The organism is Paraburkholderia sp. TE9906 (assembly GCF_056279605.1).
This window is the reverse complement of sequence record NZ_JBWCCT010000005.1, coordinates 257651-276693: the sequence shown is the minus strand read 5'-3', so window position 1 is coordinate 276693 and position 19043 is coordinate 257651. Positions and strand designations below refer to the sequence as shown.

19 protein-coding genes are annotated in these 19043 nt (G+C 64.6%); 13 read left to right on the top strand and 6 right to left on the bottom strand.

Annotation, left to right across the window (positions count from 1 at the left end; translation table 11 throughout):
* Positions 1-188 precede the first annotated feature (188 nt).
* From ACZ9H4_RS15320 to ACZ9H4_RS15300, 5 genes are all read left to right on the top strand, one after another.
* Positions 189-1247 (top strand): ABC transporter ATP-binding protein, encoded by a 1059-nt coding sequence (locus ACZ9H4_RS15320; RefSeq protein WP_408153318.1) that lies wholly within the window; start codon positions 189-191, stop codon positions 1245-1247.
* 79 nt (positions 1248-1326) lie between these two features.
* On the top strand, positions 1327-2631 hold the full coding sequence (locus ACZ9H4_RS15315; RefSeq protein ID WP_476119453.1) for an ABC transporter substrate-binding protein: 1305 nt from the start codon (positions 1327-1329) through the stop codon (positions 2629-2631).
* Between the two features lie 142 nt (positions 2632-2773).
* The gene (locus ACZ9H4_RS15310; RefSeq protein WP_408148059.1) at positions 2774-3688 is read left to right on the top strand and encodes an ABC transporter permease; all 915 of its coding nucleotides are present in this window, start codon (positions 2774-2776) and stop codon (positions 3686-3688) included.
* 2 nt (positions 3689-3690) lie between these two features.
* A complete protein-coding gene (locus ACZ9H4_RS15305; RefSeq protein WP_408148061.1) occupies positions 3691-4596 on the top strand; it encodes an ABC transporter permease in 906 nt (301 codons plus the stop codon).
* 137 nt (positions 4597-4733) lie between these two features.
* The gene (locus ACZ9H4_RS15300) at positions 4734-5990 is read left to right on the top strand and encodes an acyl-CoA dehydrogenase family protein (protein WP_476119450.1); all 1257 of its coding nucleotides are present in this window, start codon (positions 4734-4736) and stop codon (positions 5988-5990) included.
* A gap of 64 nt (positions 5991-6054) precedes the next feature.
* On the opposite strand, the gene ACZ9H4_RS15295 is transcribed toward ACZ9H4_RS15300, so the two are convergent.
* Positions 6055-6984, bottom strand: coding sequence for an aliphatic sulfonate ABC transporter substrate-binding protein (locus ACZ9H4_RS15295; RefSeq protein WP_476119448.1), 930 nt, complete (start codon positions 6982-6984; stop codon positions 6055-6057).
* Between the two features lie 235 nt (positions 6985-7219).
* Between ACZ9H4_RS15295 and ACZ9H4_RS15290 the strand changes: the two genes are divergently transcribed.
* Both ACZ9H4_RS15290 and ACZ9H4_RS15285 read left to right on the top strand, forming a co-directional pair.
* Positions 7220-8278, top strand: a complete 1059-nt coding sequence (locus ACZ9H4_RS15290; protein ID WP_476119446.1) for an LLM class flavin-dependent oxidoreductase — start codon at positions 7220-7222, stop codon at positions 8276-8278.
* Positions 8279-8392: 114 nt separating this feature from the next.
* The gene (locus ACZ9H4_RS15285) at positions 8393-8911 is read left to right on the top strand and encodes an SLATT domain-containing protein (RefSeq protein WP_408148069.1); all 519 of its coding nucleotides are present in this window, start codon (positions 8393-8395) and stop codon (positions 8909-8911) included.
* A gap of 128 nt (positions 8912-9039) precedes the next feature.
* Here ACZ9H4_RS15285 and ACZ9H4_RS15280 read toward each other — a convergent pair whose 3' ends face one another.
* Positions 9040-9732, bottom strand: coding sequence for a YceH family protein (locus tag ACZ9H4_RS15280; protein ID WP_408148071.1), 693 nt, complete (start codon positions 9730-9732; stop codon positions 9040-9042).
* Between the two features lie 214 nt (positions 9733-9946).
* Between ACZ9H4_RS15280 and ACZ9H4_RS15275 the strand changes: the two genes are divergently transcribed.
* Positions 9947-10519 carry a helix-turn-helix domain-containing protein gene (locus ACZ9H4_RS15275; RefSeq protein WP_476119444.1) on the top strand — a complete coding sequence of 191 codons (573 nt, stop codon included), beginning with the start codon at positions 9947-9949 and terminating at the stop codon, positions 10517-10519.
* A 6-nt stretch (positions 10520-10525) separates the two neighbouring features.
* Complete coding sequence (locus tag ACZ9H4_RS15270) at positions 10526-11056, top strand: GNAT family N-acetyltransferase (RefSeq protein WP_408153313.1); 531 nt, start codon at positions 10526-10528, stop codon at positions 11054-11056.
* Positions 11057-11090: 34 nt separating this feature from the next.
* Here ACZ9H4_RS15270 and ACZ9H4_RS15265 read toward each other — a convergent pair whose 3' ends face one another.
* The gene (locus ACZ9H4_RS15265; RefSeq protein WP_408148077.1) at positions 11091-11486 is read right to left on the bottom strand and encodes a PaaI family thioesterase; all 396 of its coding nucleotides are present in this window, start codon (positions 11484-11486) and stop codon (positions 11091-11093) included.
* A 188-nt stretch (positions 11487-11674) separates the two neighbouring features.
* On the opposite strand from ACZ9H4_RS15265, the gene ACZ9H4_RS15260 reads away from it, so the two are divergent.
* Both ACZ9H4_RS15260 and ACZ9H4_RS15255 read left to right on the top strand, forming a co-directional pair.
* Positions 11675-12940: an MFS transporter gene (locus ACZ9H4_RS15260; protein WP_408148079.1), complete on the top strand. Its 1266-nt coding sequence runs from the start codon at positions 11675-11677 to the stop codon at positions 12938-12940.
* 107 nt (positions 12941-13047) lie between these two features.
* Complete coding sequence (locus ACZ9H4_RS15255; RefSeq protein ID WP_408148081.1) at positions 13048-13344, top strand: BON domain-containing protein; 297 nt, start codon at positions 13048-13050, stop codon at positions 13342-13344.
* Positions 13345-13369: 25 nt separating this feature from the next.
* On the opposite strand, the gene ACZ9H4_RS15250 is transcribed toward ACZ9H4_RS15255, so the two are convergent.
* Positions 13370-14527: an acetate/propionate family kinase gene (locus ACZ9H4_RS15250; RefSeq protein WP_476119440.1), complete on the bottom strand. Its 1158-nt coding sequence runs from the start codon at positions 14525-14527 to the stop codon at positions 13370-13372.
* Positions 14528-14539: 12 nt separating this feature from the next.
* The gene (locus ACZ9H4_RS15245) at positions 14540-16933 is read right to left on the bottom strand and encodes a phosphoketolase family protein (protein ID WP_476119438.1); all 2394 of its coding nucleotides are present in this window, start codon (positions 16931-16933) and stop codon (positions 14540-14542) included.
* Positions 16934-17427: 494 nt separating this feature from the next.
* Between ACZ9H4_RS15245 and ACZ9H4_RS15240 the strand changes: the two genes are divergently transcribed.
* On the top strand, positions 17428-17553 hold the full coding sequence (locus ACZ9H4_RS15240) for a hypothetical protein (RefSeq protein ID WP_408148087.1): 126 nt from the start codon (positions 17428-17430) through the stop codon (positions 17551-17553).
* A 95-nt stretch (positions 17554-17648) separates the two neighbouring features.
* The gene (locus ACZ9H4_RS15235) at positions 17649-18185 is read left to right on the top strand and encodes an ankyrin repeat domain-containing protein (RefSeq protein WP_408153309.1); all 537 of its coding nucleotides are present in this window, start codon (positions 17649-17651) and stop codon (positions 18183-18185) included.
* Positions 18186-18291: 106 nt separating this feature from the next.
* Here the strand turns inward: ACZ9H4_RS15235 and ACZ9H4_RS15230 are convergent, their stop codons facing one another.
* Positions 18292-18984 (bottom strand): HAD family hydrolase, encoded by a 693-nt coding sequence (locus tag ACZ9H4_RS15230; protein WP_408153308.1) that lies wholly within the window; start codon positions 18982-18984, stop codon positions 18292-18294.
* Positions 18985-19043: the final 59 nt, after the last annotated feature.

The following is a 19043-nucleotide window of genomic DNA, read 5'->3' as shown; positions in this document are numbered from 1 at the left end:
TCGACGCAGCAGATCGTTTGCAATATGTGCGCCAACTCGTAGACGTTAGGCCCATCGGTACGTCGGCATTGCGCGAGCGCCGCGATGCAATGGATGGCACATGTCTTGCATTTGCATCGCTTCGCATAGGTGGCGTAGCTGTTTTGGCGCGTGCCCCACTGTTCGCCGTTCACGAGGACACTTCCTTCATGATTCAGCCTGCTTCAACGGTGCTCGACACTCAAGCCGCCGATATCGAACTGGTTCACGTGTCGAAGCAATACGGCGATTCGCTGGCCGTCGACGCGATCGACCTGCGCATCGCCGGTGGCCAATACTGCTGCCTGCTCGGACCGTCGGGCTGCGGCAAGACCTCGACCTTGCGCATGATCGCCGGGCATGAATCCGTCACCGACGGTGACATTCTGATCGCGGGCCGCAACGTCACGCGCGCCGAACCCGCCGCGCGCGGCACTGCGATGGTGTTTCAGAACTATGCGCTGTTCCCGCATCTGAGCGCGCTCGACAATGTCGCGTTCAGCCTGAAGATGCGCGGCGTCGCGAAGGACGTGCGGCGCAAGCGCGCCGCCGAACTGCTCGAACTCGTCGCCATGTCCGCGTATGCCGCGCGCAAGCCGGCACAACTCTCCGGCGGCCAGCAGCAACGCGTGGCGCTCGCGCGCGCCTTGCTGAATCAGCCCGGCTGCCTGCTGCTCGACGAACCGCTCTCCGCGCTCGACCCGTTCCTGCGCGTGCAGATGCGCGCCGAGCTCAAGCGCTGGCAGAAAGAACTCGGCATCACCTTCGTCCACGTCACGCACTCGCAGGAAGAAGCGATGGCGCTCGCCGATCTCGTCGTGGTGATGAGTCACGGCCGCATCGAACAGAGCGGCACGCCGCATGAAGTCTTCAACCGGCCACGTACCGAGTTTGTCGCGCGCTTTCTGGGCGGACACAACGTCTTCAACACGAATGGCCGCTCGTTTACCGTGCGCGCCGATCATCTGCGCGTGCTGCCGCATGGCGTCACGCCGGTGCACAACGCCGGCGGCGAGAGCGGCCTGCCCCGCATCGGCGGCGTGCCCTGCAAGGTCCGTGAAGCCGAGTACCAGGGCACGCATCTGCGCATGACGCTCGATCCGCTCGACGGCTCGCCTGAACTGATCTCGCTCGTGAGCGACGGCGACTACGACGCGACGCGGCTCGGCCCCGAGGCGCGCGTAGTGGTCTGGTGGAACGAGCAGGACGCGCATCCGCTGGCGGCCTGAGCGTTTGAATGCGGCCAGCGCGGCGCAGTGAACAAAACATCGAATGAGCGTCAATCGAACGTCAACTGAGGAGAAAGCAATGAACGAAACGAACGGGAGTCCGGCAGCGGCGGCAGTGGATGCAACGGATGTGAAGGAAAAAGGCCTGTCGCGCCGCACGTTCATCAAGGGTGCGGTGGCGGCGGCCGGCATTGCCGGTTTTCCGTACGTGCATGCGCAGGAAAAGATCACGTTGCGCTACCTCGGCACGGCGGTCAATCAGAGCGCCGACATCGCGAAGAAATTCAAGGAGGACACCGGCATCGAGATTCAATACGTGCCGGTCACCACCGACGACGTCGCCAAGCGCATCATCACGCAGCCCAACTCGTTCGATATCGTCGACACCGAATATTTCGCGCTGAAGAAACTGATTCCGGCCGGTACGCTCGCGGGCATGGACGCCAAACGCATCAAGCTCGCCGACAGGATCACGCCCGTGCTCACGCGCGGCGAAGTCAACGGCAAGAAGATCGGCGATCAGGGCACCGCGCCGAAAAAAGTGATGTTCCTCACCGGCCCGCGCTCGACCCAATTCTCGGCGACGCCGACCGAATGGATGACGCTGATCCCGACCACCTACAACGCGGACACGCTCGGCATTCGTCCCGATCTGATCAAGCGGCCGGTGGACAGCTGGGCGGAGCTGCTCAATCCGCAATTCAAGGGCAAGGCGGCGCTGCTGAACATTCCCGCGATCGGCATCATGGATTCGGCGATGGCGATCGAAGCGATGGGCCACGTGAAATACGGCGACAAAGGCAACATGACGAAGGCCGAGATCGACCAGACCATCAAGATCCTGATCGAGGCCAAGCATGTCGGCCAGTTCCGCGCGTTCTGGAAGGACTTCAACGAGAGCGTGAATCTGATGGCGTCGGGCGAAGTCGTGATCCAGTCGATGTGGTCGCCCGCGGTGACGAAGGTCCGCACGATGGGCATCGCGTGCAAATTCCAGCCGCTCAAGGAAGGCTATCGTTCGTGGGCCTCGGGCTTCGGCTTTCCGCGCTCGCTGCAAGGCAAGAAGCTCGACGCCGCCTATGAGTTCGTCAACTGGTTCCAGGACGGCTGGGCCGGCGCCTACCTGATGCGCCAGGGCTATTACCCCGGCGTGATCGAAACCGCGAAGACGCACATGCAGCCGTACGAATGGGACTACTGGATCGAAGGCAAGGCCGCCGTGCAGGACATCAAGGCGCCGGACGGCCAGCTGCTCGAAAAGGCCGGCGCGGTGCGCGACGGCGGCTCCTACACGCAGCGCATGAGCGCGATTGCGTGCTGGAACGCGGTGATGGACGAGAACATCTACATGGTGCAGAAGTGGAACGAGTTCATCGCAGCGTGATCGAGCGTCACGCCGTGCATTGTGTTTGCCGGTGCATGACGCGCCGGCGAACACGTCGGCAAACACCGCGCCCGCTCGTCGCGTAGAGATTTCCCCGCGCGCGGCGCTTGAGCCGCGTGCGTCATTCGATAGACACCCGCCCATGGCAACGATCGACCTTCCCTCGCTCGCGCAGGACGCGCCCGTCAAACATCGCCGCGCGCCGGCATGGCTGCAGGCGACGCCGCTGTCGCTGACGTTCCTGCTGTTTTTCATCGTGCCGCTGGTCATCACGCTGATCGTCAGCTTCTGGGACTTCAACGAGTACCAGATCATTCCCGCGTTCACGCTGAAGAACTACGCGGCGATCTTCGACGGCTGTTCGTCGATGACCGACGTCTGCGTCACCTTCAAGACCTACTGGTCGACGCTCAAGTTCTGCGCGATCGTGTGGGCCGTGACCTTGCTGCTGGGCTTTTCGATCGCGTACTTCCTCGCGTTCCACGTCCGCACGACGAGCATGCAGACGGTGTTATTCCTCGTCTGCACGATTCCGTTCTGGACCTCCAACGTGATCCGGATGATTTCGTGGATGCCGCTGCTCGGCCGCAATGGCCTCGTGAATCAGGCGCTGCTCGGCGCGCATGTGATCGATCAGCCGCTCGAATGGCTACTGTATTCAAACTTTTCGGTGGTGCTCGCGTTCGTGCATCTGTACACGTTCTTCATGATCGTGCCGATCTTCAACGCGATGATGCGCATCGACCGGTCGTTGCTCGAAGCCGCGCGCGATGCCGGCGCGAGCGGCTGGCAGGTGGTGCGCGACGTGGTCCTGCCGTTGTCGAAGACCGGTATCGTGATCGGCTCGATCTTCGTGATCACGATCGTGATGGGCGACTTCCTGACCGTCGGCGTGATGGGCGGGCAGCAGATCGCGTCGGTCGGCAAGATCATTCAGGTGCAGACCGGCTACCTGCAATTTCCCGCCGCGGCGGCCAATGCGATCATTCTGCTCGCCGTCGTGCTGATGATCGTGTGGGCTTTGACGCGCGTCGTCGATATCCGCAAGGAGCTGTGAAGATGCAGACCATTCGCGTCAAACATCGGGAACGCCGGCCGGCCAGCTTCTACTGGCTCGCGCTGCTGTTCGGCCTGTTCGTGCTGTTCCTGTACGGACCGGTGATCACGATTTTCATTCTGTCGTTTCAGGGCCCCGAGGGCGGTCTGACGTTCCCGATGCGTGGTGTTTCGCTGCACTGGTTCGCGGTGCTGCGCAACGGCGTGGCCGACATCGACATTTGGGCCGCATTCGGCCGGTCCGTGCGGCTCGCTTTGGTGGTGACGGTGCTGACGGTGGTGTTCTCGGTCGCGGCGGGTCTCGCGTTCCGTCGAAAATTTCGCGGCGATACGGCGGTGTTTTATGTGTCGGTGGCGAGTCTGATCATGCCGTCGATCATCGTCTCGCTCGGCATCGGCCTGACGTTCCGGCTGCTGGATAACGGCGTGAAGTACCTCGCGTCGGCATGGGGCTATCAATCGTTCGCCGATAGCTATACGACCTCGATGGGCCTCTTCACGTCCGCGCTCGGCGCGCATCTGACGTGGACGCTGCCGTTCGGCCTGCTGGTGATGTTCGCGGTGTTCAACCGCTTCAATCCGGCTTACGAGGAAGCGTCGCGCGATCTGGGCGCGACGCCGTGGCAGAGCTTCCGGCACGTCGTGCTGCCGATCATCGGGCCCTCGGTGGTCGGCGTCGCGATGTTCGGCTTCACGCTGTCATGGGACGAGATCGCCCGCACCTCGCAGGCGATCGGCGACCAGAACACCTTGCCGCTCGAATTGCAGGGCCTCACGACGTCGGTGACGACGCCGGTCATCTACGCGCTCGGCACGATGACGACCGTGTTGTCGTTCACGGTGATGGGCACCTGTCTGCTTGCGGTGAAGCTGCTGGCACGCCGGCGTACGGTGGCGGCGTTGAAGTAGAAGCGGCGTCGCCGTGCATGCGAGATCCATTGCACGCGCTCTGCTAAGAATCGGCAAAATACTTCGTTGCTGGCGCCCTGCGTCCTCCCGTACCGTACTCCGATCGCGCCGCGTACGCGCTTCATTTCGGAGAACACATGTCAGCCGTTCAATCGCAACACAGCCCGCTTCATCCCGTCGCCGACGCCGCTCAACTGTTCGGCGACGACCCGCTGACCCGCCGCTTCGCGCCGGTCTTCGCGCGCATCGCCGAAGGCGCGGTGCAGCGCGAGCAACAGCGCGAACTCGCCTACGAACCGGTGGAGTGGCTGCGCGAAGCGGGCTACACACGGCTGCGCGTGCCGCGACAATACGGCGGCGAAGGCGTCTCGCTCACGCAGTTCTTCGCGCTGGTCACGCGCCTCGGCGAAGCCGATTCGAATCTGCCGCAAATCCTGCGTGTGCATGGCGGCTTTATCGAATCGCTGCTGGAAAACAGCGACGCGGCGCTGCGCGACCGCTGGCTCACGCGTGTGGCCCAAGGGCAGATTGTCGGCGGCGCGGTGTCCGAGCGCACCGGCGTGACCAACAACAGCGTGCGTCTTACGCAGACCGACGGCGCGTGGCATCTCGACGGCGAGAAGTACTACACCACCGGCACGCTCTACGCCGACTGGGTGGACGTCACCGCGCACGACGGCCAGAGCGACGTGCGCGTGCTCGTCAAGGCCGATACGCCGGGCGTCGAACGCATCGACGACTGGGACGGTTTCGGCCAGCGTCTGACCGGCAGCGGGACTGCACGTTTCGAGCGCGTGCCGGTTTCACCCGACAATCTGTACCGCCGCTACCAGGCGTCCGAACCGCGCCGCAACAGCCTGCTGACCGCGTACTACCAGGCGCTGCACGTCGCGAACCTCGCGGGTATCAGCCGTGCGGCGCTGCGCGACGCAGTGACATTCACTCAGGCCAAAACCAGAACCTTCGGCATCCCAGGCGAATCGAGTCCGCGCGACAATCCGCTCGTGCATCGCGTGGTCGGCCGCCTCGCGAGTCTCGCTTACTCGACGCAGAGCATCAGCGCGTCGCTGGCGCGTTCAATCGACGAGGTTTCCGTCGCGCGTGCCGAAGGCCGCACCGACGAACAAACCTATATTCGCCTCGATATCCAGACCTTTCAGGCGCAGCAGATCGTCATCGAGCAAACGCTGCAGGCGGCCACGCTGCTGTTCGAAGTGGGCGGCGCATCGGCCACCAGCGAATCGCGGCGCTTCGACCGCTACTGGCGCAATGCGCGGGTGCTCGCGTCGCACAATCCGGCGATCATTCGCGAGGCCGCGATCGGTGACTTCTATCTGAACGGGAAGGCGCACAACGAACGGTTCGGCGTCGCGCGTGAAGTCTCGCCCGCTTAATGCACTCGACTGAGTGACTCGCGTGCATTGTTCGGCACAGGAATGTGCCGAACAATGCTTTCCGTTACTTCGCTGGCGGTGTCCAGATCCGGATATCCGTCGCCTTCAGTGCAGCGGGAATGAGTCCGGCCGCGCGATACGTATCCGCGATACGCTGCTGTTCCGCCAACTGATCGCGCTGCACCGGCACGATGTCGTAACTGCGGCGGCTATTGGCCAGCTCGACCGTCGGCGCGGGAATGTTCCCCCACATCGGACCGAGAATCTGCGCGGCGTCCTGGGGATGCGCCTTGACCCATTTGCCGGTCGTGTGCAGTTCGTCGAATACGACGCGCAACACGTCCGGATGCTTGTCCGCGAACGCGGTGGTCGCCGTATAGAAGCGGTTGTATTGCGCCACGCCGCTGGTGCCGTCGGCGATCACGCGCACCTGCGCATCACGCTGCTGCGCCGCGAGGAACGGATCCCAGATCGCCCATGCGTCGATGTTGCCGCCGCGAAACGCGGCGAGCGCGTCGGGCGCTTCCAGATACCGCACCTGAATATCGTTGATCGTCATTCCCGCCTTGGCCAATGCGCTCAGCAACAGGTAATTGCAGCCCGAGCCCTTCGCCACCGCGACGCGTTTCCCCTTGAGGTCCGCGATCGAGCGGATCGGCGAGTCCGGCGGCACGATGATCGCCTGGGCCGTCGGCGCCGAGGTTTCCTCCGCGTAGTACGTCAGCGGCGCGTTGGCGGCCTGCGTGAAAAGCGCGAACGCGTCAGCGACGTCCGCATGCAGATCCACACTGCCCGCGTTCAGCGATTGCAGCAGGCCCGTCGAGAATTCGTGCCAACTCACGTCATAGCCGAGCGGTTTGAGCTTCTTCTCCAATGCACCGGTGCGCTTGAGCAGAATGAACAGCGTCGACGAACGCTGATAGCTGATCGAAACCGTTTCGTTGGCTTGCGCGAGGCCGGCGGACAGCACCCCGCCGATCAACGTCAATGACACGCAAAGGTGCCGCAGGCGGCGAGAGCCGGAGAAAGTGAAATGCATCGATAGAATTCCATGAAGGTAGGCGCAATCGCTGAATATATAAAAGTTCGCGGCACGTCCATAGACCGATTTCATCGAACGATATAGACAGAAATTGGAACGCGTGGCGGCGGCATCGCGCATCATTCAAAGCTTTGATGCAAGTCGCAACGAATCGCAAGTACCGCTTTTTCGTGGAGATTTCCGCTTTATGTCGACACTGCCTCCGCGCTTCGGCGTCTGGGCGCTGGTTCATGGCAGCCGCGCCGCACCGCAGGACCCCGACGAACCGTACGACGCGTCATGGGCGCGCAACAAAGCCCTCGTGCTCGAAGCCGAGCGCCTCGGCTACGACTCGGTGCTCGTCGCGCAACACACGATCAATCCGCACAATCCCGACTTCGATCAGCTCGAAGCGTGGACCGCGTCGGCCGCGCTCGCGGCGTTGACCGAACGCATCGAAATCATCGCGGCCATCAAGCCCTATCTGTATCACCCGGTCGTGCTGGCGAAAATGGCGCAGCAGATCGAGCACATCAGCGGCGGGCGCTTTGCAATCAATCTCGTCAATGCGTGGAATCGCCCGGAGCTGGAGCGCGCCGGCATCGGTTTCGCGGAGCACGACGCGCGTTACGCGTATGGGCGCGAGTGGATCACCGTGGTCGACGCGTTGCTGCGCGGCGAGCGCACGCGTTTTCACGGCGAACACTTTAATGTGGACGACTATCTATTGCGCCCCGCCGATCCGTATCGCGAACGGCCGCTCATCTACGTGGGCGGCGAATCGGAGCCGGCGCGCCAGCTGGTCGCCGACAAAGGCGACGTATGGTTCATCAACGGCCAGCCGTTGCCGGACGTCGAAGCGTTGATCGCCGACCTGCGCGCCCGCAAGCGGCCCACCGCACAAGCGCCGCTGCGTTTCGGCCTGTCGGCATTCGTGATCGCCCGCGAAACCGACGACGACGCAACCCGGCACCTCGATCATCTGTTCGCACTGGCCGCGAGAGATGCGCCGCTGCGCGCGCAGCAGAAATCGAACATCGACCCGAAGGCGGTGATGTTCCAGACTTTCGCGCAAACGCCGCGCGTCGGCTCGAACGGCGGCACGGCAGCGGGACTGGTCGGCAGCTATGACACGGTCGCCGAGCGCATCGCCCGTTTTCACCGCGCGGGGATCGAATTGTTCATGCTGCAATTCCAGCCGTTCGAGCACGACATGCGCAGCTTTGCGGAAGAAGTGGTGCCGCGCGTGCGACGCCTGACTCGCTGAACGGCTGACCTGCCGCCACGGTTACGCGCGATGTCCGGCTCGATGCTTCGATGTGGCACAGTGTCGTCTGGCGCACGCCTTATGCTGCGCAGCCGACCCGCCCCGACAAGCGCCATGACGACACTGCCCGGCTACGAGCCCCCGATCGACGAAAACCAGCTTCTGCTGAAATGGATTCGCCGCGCGCGCGAATCCCAGATGAGCCACTACGACATGGCCGATCTGCTATCGGCGCGCGACCGTCAGGTCGGCTGGCTGGTGACCGCCTTGAGCGCCTTCGTGGGCACCGCCGTGTTCGCGTCCCTGACGTTGAGCGCAGTGTCGATTGAACAGCGGCTCTTCGTGGGACTCGTGAGCGTCGCGGCCGCCGTCTCCGCCGCGTTGAAACTGTTCCTGCGCTACGCGGAGCGCGCGGAGAAACACCGCGCGGCCGGCGCACGCTATGGCGCCGTGCGCCGCAGGCTCGAAGCCGTATTCGCCGGCGACGCCGACGCACGCAACGGTCACTATCTCACCGCGATTCGCGACGAGCTCGACCGGCTTGCTCAGGATTCGCCGAACGTGCCGCCGCGCATCTTCTATCGCACGCAACGCATGCTGTCGGCAAACACTCAGCGCAGCCGCGATGCATGAGCCGTCGGCTTGAGCGATCGCCGCTGAGGCGCCTGCATGCCGTACTGACGATCGCTTGCGTCGAACAGTCTATTGCGCGGGCGTGGTCTTCCCGCAAGACCGCCGCACGGCCGCTCTCCGGCATCGACTCAAAGATCGTCGACACCGATCCCCAACTCCGCCGCCATCCGCCGCACGACCGCCTGGAGCCGGCCCACTTCGTCGGCGAGCCGCTTCTGCTCGGCCTTGATCGCTTCGAACGCGGACAACGGCACCGTGTCGTCCTCGCCGCCCGGTGGCGCAATCTCGCTTGCACTCACCTCGCCGCACAGCAGATGCATCCAGCGATGCTCACGCTCTCCCGGCGTGCGGGCCAGCTTCACGACGCGCGGCGGCTCATTGCCGGCCAGTTCATCGAGAAACGCCTCGACCGACGAGATGTCGGCAAAGCCATGGAAACGCGCGCTGTTCAGGCGCAATTCGGCTGCCGTCTGCGGGCCGCGCAGCAGCAAGGTGGTCAGCAAGGCCGCCGACTGGCTCGGCAAACCAAGCACACGATTCATGTTGTGCTCGAAGCGCGGCACGCGGCTGCTGCTGCCTTCCATCACGAGGCTCAATCGTTTCAGGCCGTCGATGGCGGTCAGCACCTCGGCTTCGGTCGCGTTCATCACCGGCGCGCGGCCGGTTTTCTGATTGCAGCCCAGCGTCAACGCGTTCAGCGAAAGCGGATAACTGTCCGGCACGGTGTGCTGCTTTTCGACGAGCACGCCGAGCACGCGCCCCTCGAGCAGCGTCAGTTCACGGATCGGGGGACGGGAGGAAACGTCGGGAGTGGTGTTCATAGATGATGGTGCGGCATGAGTCGCCGGGTCTCGTGGATGATGCGCGTTACCGTTGCGTAGCGAGGCGGCGCGTTCTGGTTGGTGGCCACTATGATAAACGCACGCGGTTGCGAAGGCGCACGAATCTCCGTGACGGCGGACGAGCCGCCCGGCGCCGCCCGCGCGCCATTTTTTTCCGTTGACCGATTCTCATATTAGAGATAGTTTCCCTGATATGGAAAATATGGCCACCGACGATACGCTCATCGACCGCCGCATCGCGCAGCGTTTGCGGGCCTTGCGCGCGGAGCGCAACTGGTCGCTCGACGAACTCGCCACGCGCAGCAGCGTCAGCCGCGCCACGCTGTCGCGCCTCGAAAACGCTGCCGTGAGTCCGACCGCGAGCGTGCTCGGCAAGCTCTGCGTCGCGTACGGCCTGCCTATGTCGCGCTTGATGCGCATGGTCGAGGAGGACTTCGCACCACGAGTGCCGCGCACCGCGCAACCGGTCTGGAGCGACGCCGGCGCAGGCTTCCGGCGCCGCTCGGTGTCGCCGCCCGCGCAAGCGCTCGCGGGCGAGGCGCTGGAATGCGAACTCGACGCGGGCGCGTGCATCGAGTACGACGCCTCGCCGCGCCCCGGGCTCGAACATCATCTGATCCTGCTCGAAGGCCGGCTCCAGATCACCGTCGACGGCCAGCGCCACGACCTCGTCCCCGGCGACTGCCTGCGCTATCTGCTGTTCGGCCCGAGCGCCTTCGTGACGCCCGCCGATAGTTCGGCCCGCTATCTTCTTTTCATCGTGTGAGCCAGCATGAGCGCGATCACCATCACGCCGTTCTCCGCCGACGACCTCGTTCGGCATCTACCCGAACTCGGCGCGCTGCTGCATGCCTGTGTGCATGACGGCGCGAGCGTCGGCTTCGTCATGCCCTACGGCGTCGCCGACAGCGAAGCGTTCTGGCGCGGCAAAGTGCTGCCCTCGTTGCGCGCGGGCGGACTGATGCTGTTCGTCGCGCGCGAGGGCGACGCGATTGCCGGCACCGTGCAACTGGATTGCGACACGATGCCGAATCAGCGCCATCGCGCGGAGGTGCGCAAGCTGCTGGTCCATCCCGCGTTTCGCCGCCGGGGCATCGCGCGGGCGTTGATGACGGAACTGGAGCGCCATGCGCGGCACTTGCGGCGCAGCCTGCTCACGCTGGACACCCGCACCGGCGACCACGCCGAACCGCTCTATTCCGCGCTTGGCTACAGAACCGCCGGCGTGATTCCGGGCTATGCGCAAGCCTCGCACGATGAAGGCCGGCTCGACGCCACCACCATCATGTACAAGGCGCTGTGAATTGCTGCGTGGCGCTTGCGGCAGGCATCGGCCATCAGGCCGTCTTTGAATATTTGAACGTGCCCTGCGCGCTCGCGATCAGCAGTTTGCCGTCCACCCACGCTTCGCCGCGCGAAAAGAAAATCGAACGGCCCTGGCGTTCCAGAAAGCCCTTCGCCGTCACCGAAACGCCCAGGCCCTTGTCGAGATAGTTGGTGGTCAGCGACAACGTGAATGCATGCCGCGCCGGTTGTCCCGCCGGCGCATGCAGGCCCGCATAGCCCGCCGCCGCATCGAGCAGCGTCGCGATCGCACCGCCTTGCAGCACGCCCTGGCGATTGAGCTTGCTCGCGTCGATCGGCATGACCAGTTCCGCGTAGCCGTCGCGCCATTGCGTCAGACGCACGCCGAGCGATTCGAGAAACGGGTTGTCGATGGGAAAGTCGGACATGGTCGAAGCCTTTGCTGTTCAGGGTAAGGAAGGTGCGACGCGCGAGCGGCGGGTGCGCCGGTCATGAGCCGTCAGCATACTAGCGTTCGGTGTGGGGTATCGGCCAGGTTTCCGTGCGCTCAGGCACAATCCTGTTTTTGCTCCGGTGGCCGCCAACGTTTTCGCGTGCCGCGTCACCTCCTGTCCCGATGAGTTCATCCGCGCCCTCCGACGCCGCGCCGCACTGGCGGCGCAACCTGTACGTCTGCCTGTTCGGCTCGTTCTCGACCATCGTCGCGATGACCCTGCTGCTGCCCTTCCTGCCGCTCTACGTGCAGCAGCTCGGCGTGAGCTCGGCGAAGGCCGCCGTGCAGTGGTCGGGCATCGCATTCGGCGCGACCTTTCTCGCCGCCGCGCTGGTGTCGCCGCTGTGGGGGCGCATGGCCGACCGTTACGGACGCAAGCTGATCCTGATCCGCGCGAGCCTCGGCATGGCCATTGTGATGTCCCTGCTCGGGCTGGCGCAAAACGTCTGGCAACTGGTCGGGTTGCGCTTTCTGGCGGGACTCGTCGGCGGCTATGCGTCGGGTGCGACCGTGATGATCGCCACGCAGACCCCGCGCGGACGCACCGGCTGGGCGCTCGGCACGCTCGCCTCGGGTGTGATGGCGGGCAATCTGGTCGGCCCGCTGGTGGGCGGCGCGCTGCCGCCGCTGATCGGCATCCGCAACACGTTCTTCATCGCCGGGGCGATGATCTTCTGCGCGTTCATCGCGACCACGTGGCTCGTCAAGGAACAGCCGGTCGAGCGCGCAAGCGCGAAGTCGCGCGCCGCCGACGCGGCCGGCGTGACCGGGGCAGCAGACACATCGACCGGCTGGGCCAGCGTGCCGAACCTGCGGCCGGTGCTCGCCATGCTCTTCACGGCCGCGTTGCTGATGTTCGCCAACATGTCGATCGAGCCGATCATCACCGTCTACGTGAGCCAGCTCGTGCGCGACGCGCGGCACGTGACGCTGGTGTCGGGCTTCGTGATGTCGGCGTCGGCGCTCGGCAGCGTGCTGGCGGCGTCGCGGGTGGGCCGTCTTGCGGACCGCATCGGCGCGCCCAAGGTGATCATCGCGTGTCTCGCCGTGTGCGCGGCGTTGCTGGTGCCGCAGGCGTTCGTCACGAACGGCGTTCAGCTGGTGGTGCTGCGTTTTCTGATGGGCCTCGCGCTCGCCGGCCTGCTGCCGTCGATCACGAGCGTGATCCGCCACAGCGTGCCGGATCGCTCCGCGGGCTACATCCTCGGCTATGCGACCTCGGCGAATTACGCGGGACAGGTGACGGGGCCGCTCGCGGGCGGCTTCGTCGGCGCGCATTTCGGCATGCCTGCGGTGTTTCTGATCACGAGCGGATTGATGCTCGGCGGCGCATTGTTCAACGGGTGGGCGTTCAAAGGAGCGGCGGCGGGTCCGCCGCTGCACGGATAAGCACTTGCCATGCGAGGCGGCGCATCGCTGATGCATGGCGGCCCCGCCTGCAAAATTCCACGCATCTGCTAGTGTTGTTCAATCGCCGTTCATTCCGTGGAGGACCCATGTCATCGGCTCGCGTCGCGAAACGCAGGCTACCCGGCGCAGGCTGGGAGGCGGGCAAAGAATCCGGCACCGGCGCGCGCCTGAGCGATGCGCAAATCGCCGCGGAAGCGACCCGCCGCCTCGCGTGGGACGCGGCTGTCCCGGAACACTGCGTCAAGGTGAGGGTCTCACGCGGCCGCATCACGCTGCACGGCGAGCTGCAACGCCCGCAGCAAAAAACCGCCGCGCTGGAAGACGTGGCGCGCCTGTTCGGCGTGACAGGCGTGTTGGATCACACGGTCGTCAAGGCGAAATAACGCGGCATAGCGGGCAATGACAGCGTTAGCCGGCCTCGGCTCGCAACAGTGCCCGGCAATGCCGCGCAATCTGCTTTTCCTCTTCGGTGTGAAGCGCCCTCACCTTGCCGGCCGGATCGCCTTCCGTCAGCCCCATGAAAGCGAGCCCGTCGCACACGCGCCGGCGAATCGTCGCGCTGTGTTCACCGATCCCGCCGGTGAACACCAGCAGATCGATCCCGCCGAGCAACGCCGCATAGCTGCCGATCGTCTTGCGCACCGCGCTCGCGAACACGTCGAGCGCGAGCGACGCGTTCACATCGCCTGCAGCCGCGCGTTTTTCCAGCGCCTGCATATCGCTCTCGCCATCGGCATAACCGGCGAGGCCGCTGTGACGGTTGAGCAGCGTCTCCAATGCATCCGCATCGAGCTTCTCGACACGCATCAGATACAGCAGCACACCGGGATCGAGATCGCCGCAACGCGTGCCCATCGGCACGCCGCCGGTCGGCGTCAAACCCATCGACGTATCGATCGATCGGCCATCGCGCAACGCGCACACGCTCGAGCCGTTGCCGAGATGCGCGAACACCGCGCGTGAAGGCAGTTGCGAGCCGAGTTGCGTCACCAGCGATTCGTACGATAGCCCGTGAAAGCCGTAGCGGATCACGCCGGCCTGCGCATAGCGACGCGGCAACGCGAGTTGCGCCGCGCGCGGCGGCAGCGTCGCGTGGAACGCGGTGTCGAAACAGGCGAAATGCGCCGCGCCGCCGAAAATCTTCGTTGCCTCGTCGATCAGCGCGAGCGCCGGTGGAATATGCAGCGGCGCGAAGTGCTCCGCGTCCTGCAAACGGCGGCGCACCTCGGGCGTGATGCGCTGATGCGCGCGAAGATGCGGCCCGCCATGCACGACCCGATGCCCGAGTGCCGCAGGCTGCGCTTGATGCTGTTGCGCCACCACCTGCGAGAGCTCGCGCAACGCATCCATTTGCGACTCCAGCACGTGCTCCCGCTGCACCAGCACGCTGCCGTCGGGCGCGCTGATCCGCAAGCTGCCGTCGCCGCGGCCGATCCCTTCGGCGCTACCCTCCAGCAGCAGGGCTTCGTCGTCCCGCGCCTGCGCGAACAGCCCGAACTTCAGCGACGAAGAGCCGCTGTTGAGCACCAGAATCGTTTGCTTCGCCGCGGCGTCCTCAGTATGCATCGTCGTCCTCGTTCAGCTCTTCCAGGTCCAGTTGCGGATCTCTTCCTTGTCGATACCCTCGGCATGCGCATACGCGAGATGCTCGATGACCTGCCCGCGCAGCCATTCCTTCGCATGATCGCCGACGCCGCGCAAGGCCGGCACGCGATCGATCACGTCGATTGCGAGCGAGAAGCGGTCGACCTGGTTGACGATCGCCAGTTCGAGCGGCGTGTTGATGTTGCCTTTCTCGTGATAGCCGTGCACATGCAGATTCTCGTGATTCGCGCGGTTATAGGTGAGCTTGTGCACGAGCGACGCATACGAATGGAAGTTGAAGATCACCGGCTTGCTGGTGGTGAACAGCGAATCGAAATCGCGATCGGACAGTCCGTGCGGATGCGCATGCTCGGGCATCAAGCGGAACAGATCGACCACGTTGACGAAGCGTATCTTCAGCGCGGCGAAGCGCTCCTTCAGAATCTGCACGGCGGCGAGCGCTTCCATCGTCGCGATGTCGCCCGCGCAGGCGATCACCACGTCCGGCTCGACACCCTGATCGGTCGACGCCCAGTCCCAGATGCCGATGCCCTTCGTGCAATGCGTGACGGCCGCGTCCATGTCGAGATACTGCAGATGCGGCTGCTTGTCGGAGACGATCACGTTGACGTAATCGCGCGAGCGCAGGCAATGATCGGCCACGCTCAGCAGGCAGTTGCCATCCGGCGGCAGATAGATGCGCACCACGTCCGGGCTCTTGTTGGTGACGACATCGAGAAAGCCGGGGTCCTGATGCGTGAAGCCGTTGTGATCCTGACGCCAGACGAGCGACGTGATCAGCAGGTTGATCGACGGCACCGGCTGGCGCCAGCCCAGTTCGCGCTTGGCTTTCTCCAGCCACTTCGCGTGCTGGTTGAACATCGAGTCGATCACGTGGACGAACGCCTCGTAGGTCGCGAACAGGCCATGCCGGCCGGTCAGCACGTAGCCTTCGAACCAGCCTTCGAGCGTGTGTTCGCTGAGCATTTCCATCACGCGGCCGTCGGGCGAGAGGTCGCCGCCGTCCGCGTCACTGGGTTCGGTATCGGCGAGCCAGGTTTTCGGCGACGCTTCATAGACCGCGTTGAGCTTGTTGCTCGCGGTTTCGTCGGGACCGAACAGACGGAAGTTCGTCATGTTGTTGCGCATCACGTCGCACAGAAACTTGGCCAGCACGCCGGTCGGCGACGTGTACGAAGCGGCCGGCTTCTTCACCGTCACCGCGTAGTCGCGAAACGGCGGCATGTCGAGCGCTTTGCACAGCAGGCCGCCGTTCGCATGCGGATTCGCACTGATGCGGCGCGCGCCCTCGGGCGCGAGTTCGCGCAGTTCGTCGACCAGACGGCCGCCCGCGTCGAACAGCGACTCGGGCCCATAGCTGCGCAGCCAGCCCTCGACCAGCTTCAGGCTCTTGCCATTGGTGACCGGATCGAGCACCGGCACCTGATGCGCGCGCCACGAGCCTTCCACCTTGTGACCATCGACTTCTTTCGGGCCGGTCCAGCCTTTCGGCGAGCGCAGCACGATCATCGGCCAGCGCGGCCGCGTCGCATCGTGATTGGCGCGCGCATGCTGCTGGATCGCGCGGATTTCGCCGATGCACTGTTCGAGCGTGGCGGCCATCTGCTGATGCATCGTGTCCGGATCGTCGCCTTCGACGAAAAACGGCTTATGCCCATAGCCGATCAGCAGCGCTTCGAGTTCCTCGCGGGGAATCCGCGCGAGGATGGTCGGATTGGCGATCTTGTAGCCGTTCAGATGCAGCACCGGCAGCACCGCGCCGTCGCGGATCGGGTTGAGGAATTTGTTCGAATGCCATGAGGTGGCGAGCGGTCCGGTTTCCGCTTCGCCGTCGCCGATCATCACGGTGACGATCAGCCCGGGGTTGTCGAACGCGGCGCCGTAGCCGTGCGACAGGCTATAGCCGAGTTCGCCGCCTTCGTGAATCGAGCCCGGCGTCTCCGGCGTGCAATGCGAACCGATGCCGCCGGGAAACGAGAACTGCCGGAAGAAGCGCCGCATGCCGGCCTCGTCTTCGCTGCGGTCCGGGTAGATTTCCGAGTAGTGGCCTTCGAGGTAACAGTGCGCGAGACTCGCCGGCGCGCCATGGCCGGGGCCGGACAGATAGATCACGTCCAGATCGAGCTTGCGGATCAGCCGGTTCAGATGCACGAGCACGAAGCTCTGCCCCGGGTCCGAGCCCCAGTGGCCGAGCAGCCGGTTCTTGATGTGTTCGGGTTTCAGCGGTTCGCGCAGCAGCGGATTGTCGCGCAGATAGATCATGCCCACCGACAGATAATTGCACGCGCGCCAATAGCGATCCATCTTGCGCAGCGTGTCGGGGTCCAGAGTTTGGGACGGGGCGGGATGCGAGCTTGCTTGAACCATGGCGTCATTCCTCGAAAAGGACTGTCAGGCAGGTTAGCGGGTGCTGCTGCGGGTGTTCGTGATGGTGGCGTGATGAGGCGTCGTTATGCGGATGGTGCCGATCGCGTCAATCGCGTCGCTACGGCCCATGAAATCGCCAGCGAGGCTGCTGCGTCATGCGCGCGGCACAAGCGGCGTGGCACAAGCGGCGCGGACCGATCGGTGCAGCGCCCTCAGCCGACATTTCACCGCGATTTCCCGAGTGTCGCCCGCATTCGTCACGCGGGTGTGACAGACGGCGCGCGTCATCGTTCGACGTTTTCGCGCAATGTGTCGCGGGCTGCCGTGGATCGATGCGCGAAGGCCGTCTTGCGCTAGACTCCGAACACGTCCCGATCGAACCCGGCGCGCTGGCTGAACTGGCGCGTTCGTTCGACACCACCCGAACCGAGTGCGCAGCGGCGGCACGCGTCTGACGCGCCGCGCTTGCCTCGCCTCCGACTATAACGACCGCCATGTCCAAACCCGGCTCCGCCAAAGTATTCGTGACCCTTGTCCTGACGATCGTGCTGCTGTGCGCGGGCCTGACCGTCCTGATCGGCCTTTTCGGCCTCCTCGTCAAACTGTTCGGCGCCGGCTAGCGCACCGCCGCGCGGGCATCCGCGGGACAAAATGTGTATTCTGATTGCTGTCCTGGCGCCGCGGCGCCGCCCTCGTCGATAGCAAGGAGATTTCATTGACGGACCCCGCCGATACCACCCCGCCTTCCCGAGCGCAGATCGATCCCGAACTGCTCGCACTCGCCCAGGAGGTGTTCGACCTCGCGCGGCGCGGCGATGCATCGATGCTCGCCGCCGTGCTCGAAAAAGGCGTGCCGCCCAATCTGCGTAACGACAAGGGCGACAGTCTCGTGATGCTCGCGAGCTACCACGGTCACGTGGATGCGGTGCGCGCGCTGCTCGAACGCGGCGCCGATCCGGATCTGCGCAACGATAACGGCCAGACGCCGATCGCCGGTGCCGCGTTCAAGGGTTTCGACAAGGTGATCGAGACGTTGCTCGCGCACGGCGCGGACGTCGAAGGCGCATCGCCGGACGGCCGCACCGCGTTGATGGTGGCCGCGATGTTCAATCGCACCGCGATCGTGGACTTGCTGATTGCGCACGGCGCGAATCCGAATGCTCAGGATGTCAACGGCGTGAAGGCCAGCGACGCAGCCGCGCGCATGGGAGCCGGCGATGCGCAGGCCCGGTTGAAAGAGTTGGGCGCCTGACGCGCCGGGTTCTGCGCGTGCGCGTGTCGGTTTGGGTCTTTGTCCGCGTGCGCGCCGTAAGCAGGTCCGGATTCCTGATGGCGGCGCTCGCGCTCCGCCCAACCGCCTACCCCTTCTCGCCCATCAACGCATCGACGTCGAAATCGGCCAGCTCGCCAATCCGCTCGATGCTCACATCCGCGGGCGGATTGCTTGCAATTTCCTTTGGATCGAAAGCATAGTGCCCCTGGCGTGGAAAGACCGTCGTCAGCTTTCCGCCCCAGGCCTTCTTCATGGCCGTGAGAATTCGCAGCTTGTCGTCGACCATCACGTAGTGGCGCGCCGGGTAGCACTCCATCACCTGATCGAGCATCAACTCCTTGTGGATGTAAATCAGCACGCGTCCCTCGACTTCGTCCCACAAGCCCGAACGCGCAATCTTGCGCGGCTGGAACACCACGTCGCCGTCGGAGAGAATCACCGTGGGCCCGCGCGTGCCCAGATGCCGCAACGCATCCAGTGCGCCCGGATACAGCCGGTTCGCAAACGGATACTCGATCAGGAACGACGACATCAACAGCAGCCGTGTGTCGCGCGGATGCTCCAGCCGGTAACGCTGCAGCGCACCCAGGTAGTCGGCATAGCCGAGCTCCGCGCGCAAGGTCTCGAAAATCTCCCAGTAGCGCGTGCTGTTCTCCGCGCCGAACGACTGGGTCATGTGGGCGCGTAAATCCGCCAGCACGTGATCGTTGTCGAGCAGGGTGTTGTCGCAGTCGAACAGAAACACGACGTCGTGCGGCGTGGAGGCAGTGGCTTGCATCGCAGGGTCCTTGGCTGAAAGTGGGCGCGCTTCGTGGAGGGTTGCAGTGAGCTCTTCGG

Coding starts and splice junctions, on each gene's coding strand:
- ACZ9H4_RS15320 (WP_408153318.1), top strand. CDS start 189: ATGATTCAGCCTGCTTCAACGGTGCTCGACACTCAAGCCGCCGATATC.
- ACZ9H4_RS15315 (WP_476119453.1), top strand. CDS start 1,327: ATGAACGAAACGAACGGGAGTCCGGCAGCGGCGGCAGTGGATGCAACG.
- ACZ9H4_RS15310 (WP_408148059.1), top strand. CDS start 2,774: ATGGCAACGATCGACCTTCCCTCGCTCGCGCAGGACGCGCCCGTCAAA.
- ACZ9H4_RS15305 (WP_408148061.1), top strand. CDS start 3,691: ATGCAGACCATTCGCGTCAAACATCGGGAACGCCGGCCGGCCAGCTTC.
- ACZ9H4_RS15300 (WP_476119450.1), top strand. CDS start 4,734: ATGTCAGCCGTTCAATCGCAACACAGCCCGCTTCATCCCGTCGCCGAC.
- ACZ9H4_RS15290 (WP_476119446.1), top strand. CDS start 7,220: ATGTCGACACTGCCTCCGCGCTTCGGCGTCTGGGCGCTGGTTCATGGC.
- ACZ9H4_RS15285 (WP_408148069.1), top strand. CDS start 8,393: ATGACGACACTGCCCGGCTACGAGCCCCCGATCGACGAAAACCAGCTT.
- ACZ9H4_RS15280 (WP_408148071.1), bottom strand. CDS start 9,732: ATGAACACCACTCCCGACGTTTCCTCCCGTCCCCCGATCCGTGAACTG.
- ACZ9H4_RS15275 (WP_476119444.1), top strand. CDS start 9,947: ATGGAAAATATGGCCACCGACGATACGCTCATCGACCGCCGCATCGCG.
- ACZ9H4_RS15270 (WP_408153313.1), top strand. CDS start 10,526: ATGAGCGCGATCACCATCACGCCGTTCTCCGCCGACGACCTCGTTCGG.
- ACZ9H4_RS15265 (WP_408148077.1), bottom strand. CDS start 11,486: ATGTCCGACTTTCCCATCGACAACCCGTTTCTCGAATCGCTCGGCGTG.
- ACZ9H4_RS15260 (WP_408148079.1), top strand. CDS start 11,675: ATGAGTTCATCCGCGCCCTCCGACGCCGCGCCGCACTGGCGGCGCAAC.
- ACZ9H4_RS15255 (WP_408148081.1), top strand. CDS start 13,048: ATGTCATCGGCTCGCGTCGCGAAACGCAGGCTACCCGGCGCAGGCTGG.
- ACZ9H4_RS15250 (WP_476119440.1), bottom strand. CDS start 14,527: ATGCATACTGAGGACGCCGCGGCGAAGCAAACGATTCTGGTGCTCAAC.
- ACZ9H4_RS15245 (WP_476119438.1), bottom strand. CDS start 16,933: ATGGTTCAAGCAAGCTCGCATCCCGCCCCGTCCCAAACTCTGGACCCC.
- ACZ9H4_RS15240 (WP_408148087.1), top strand. CDS start 17,428: ATGTCCAAACCCGGCTCCGCCAAAGTATTCGTGACCCTTGTCCTGACG.
- ACZ9H4_RS15230 (WP_408153308.1), bottom strand. CDS start 18,984: ATGCAAGCCACTGCCTCCACGCCGCACGACGTCGTGTTTCTGTTCGAC.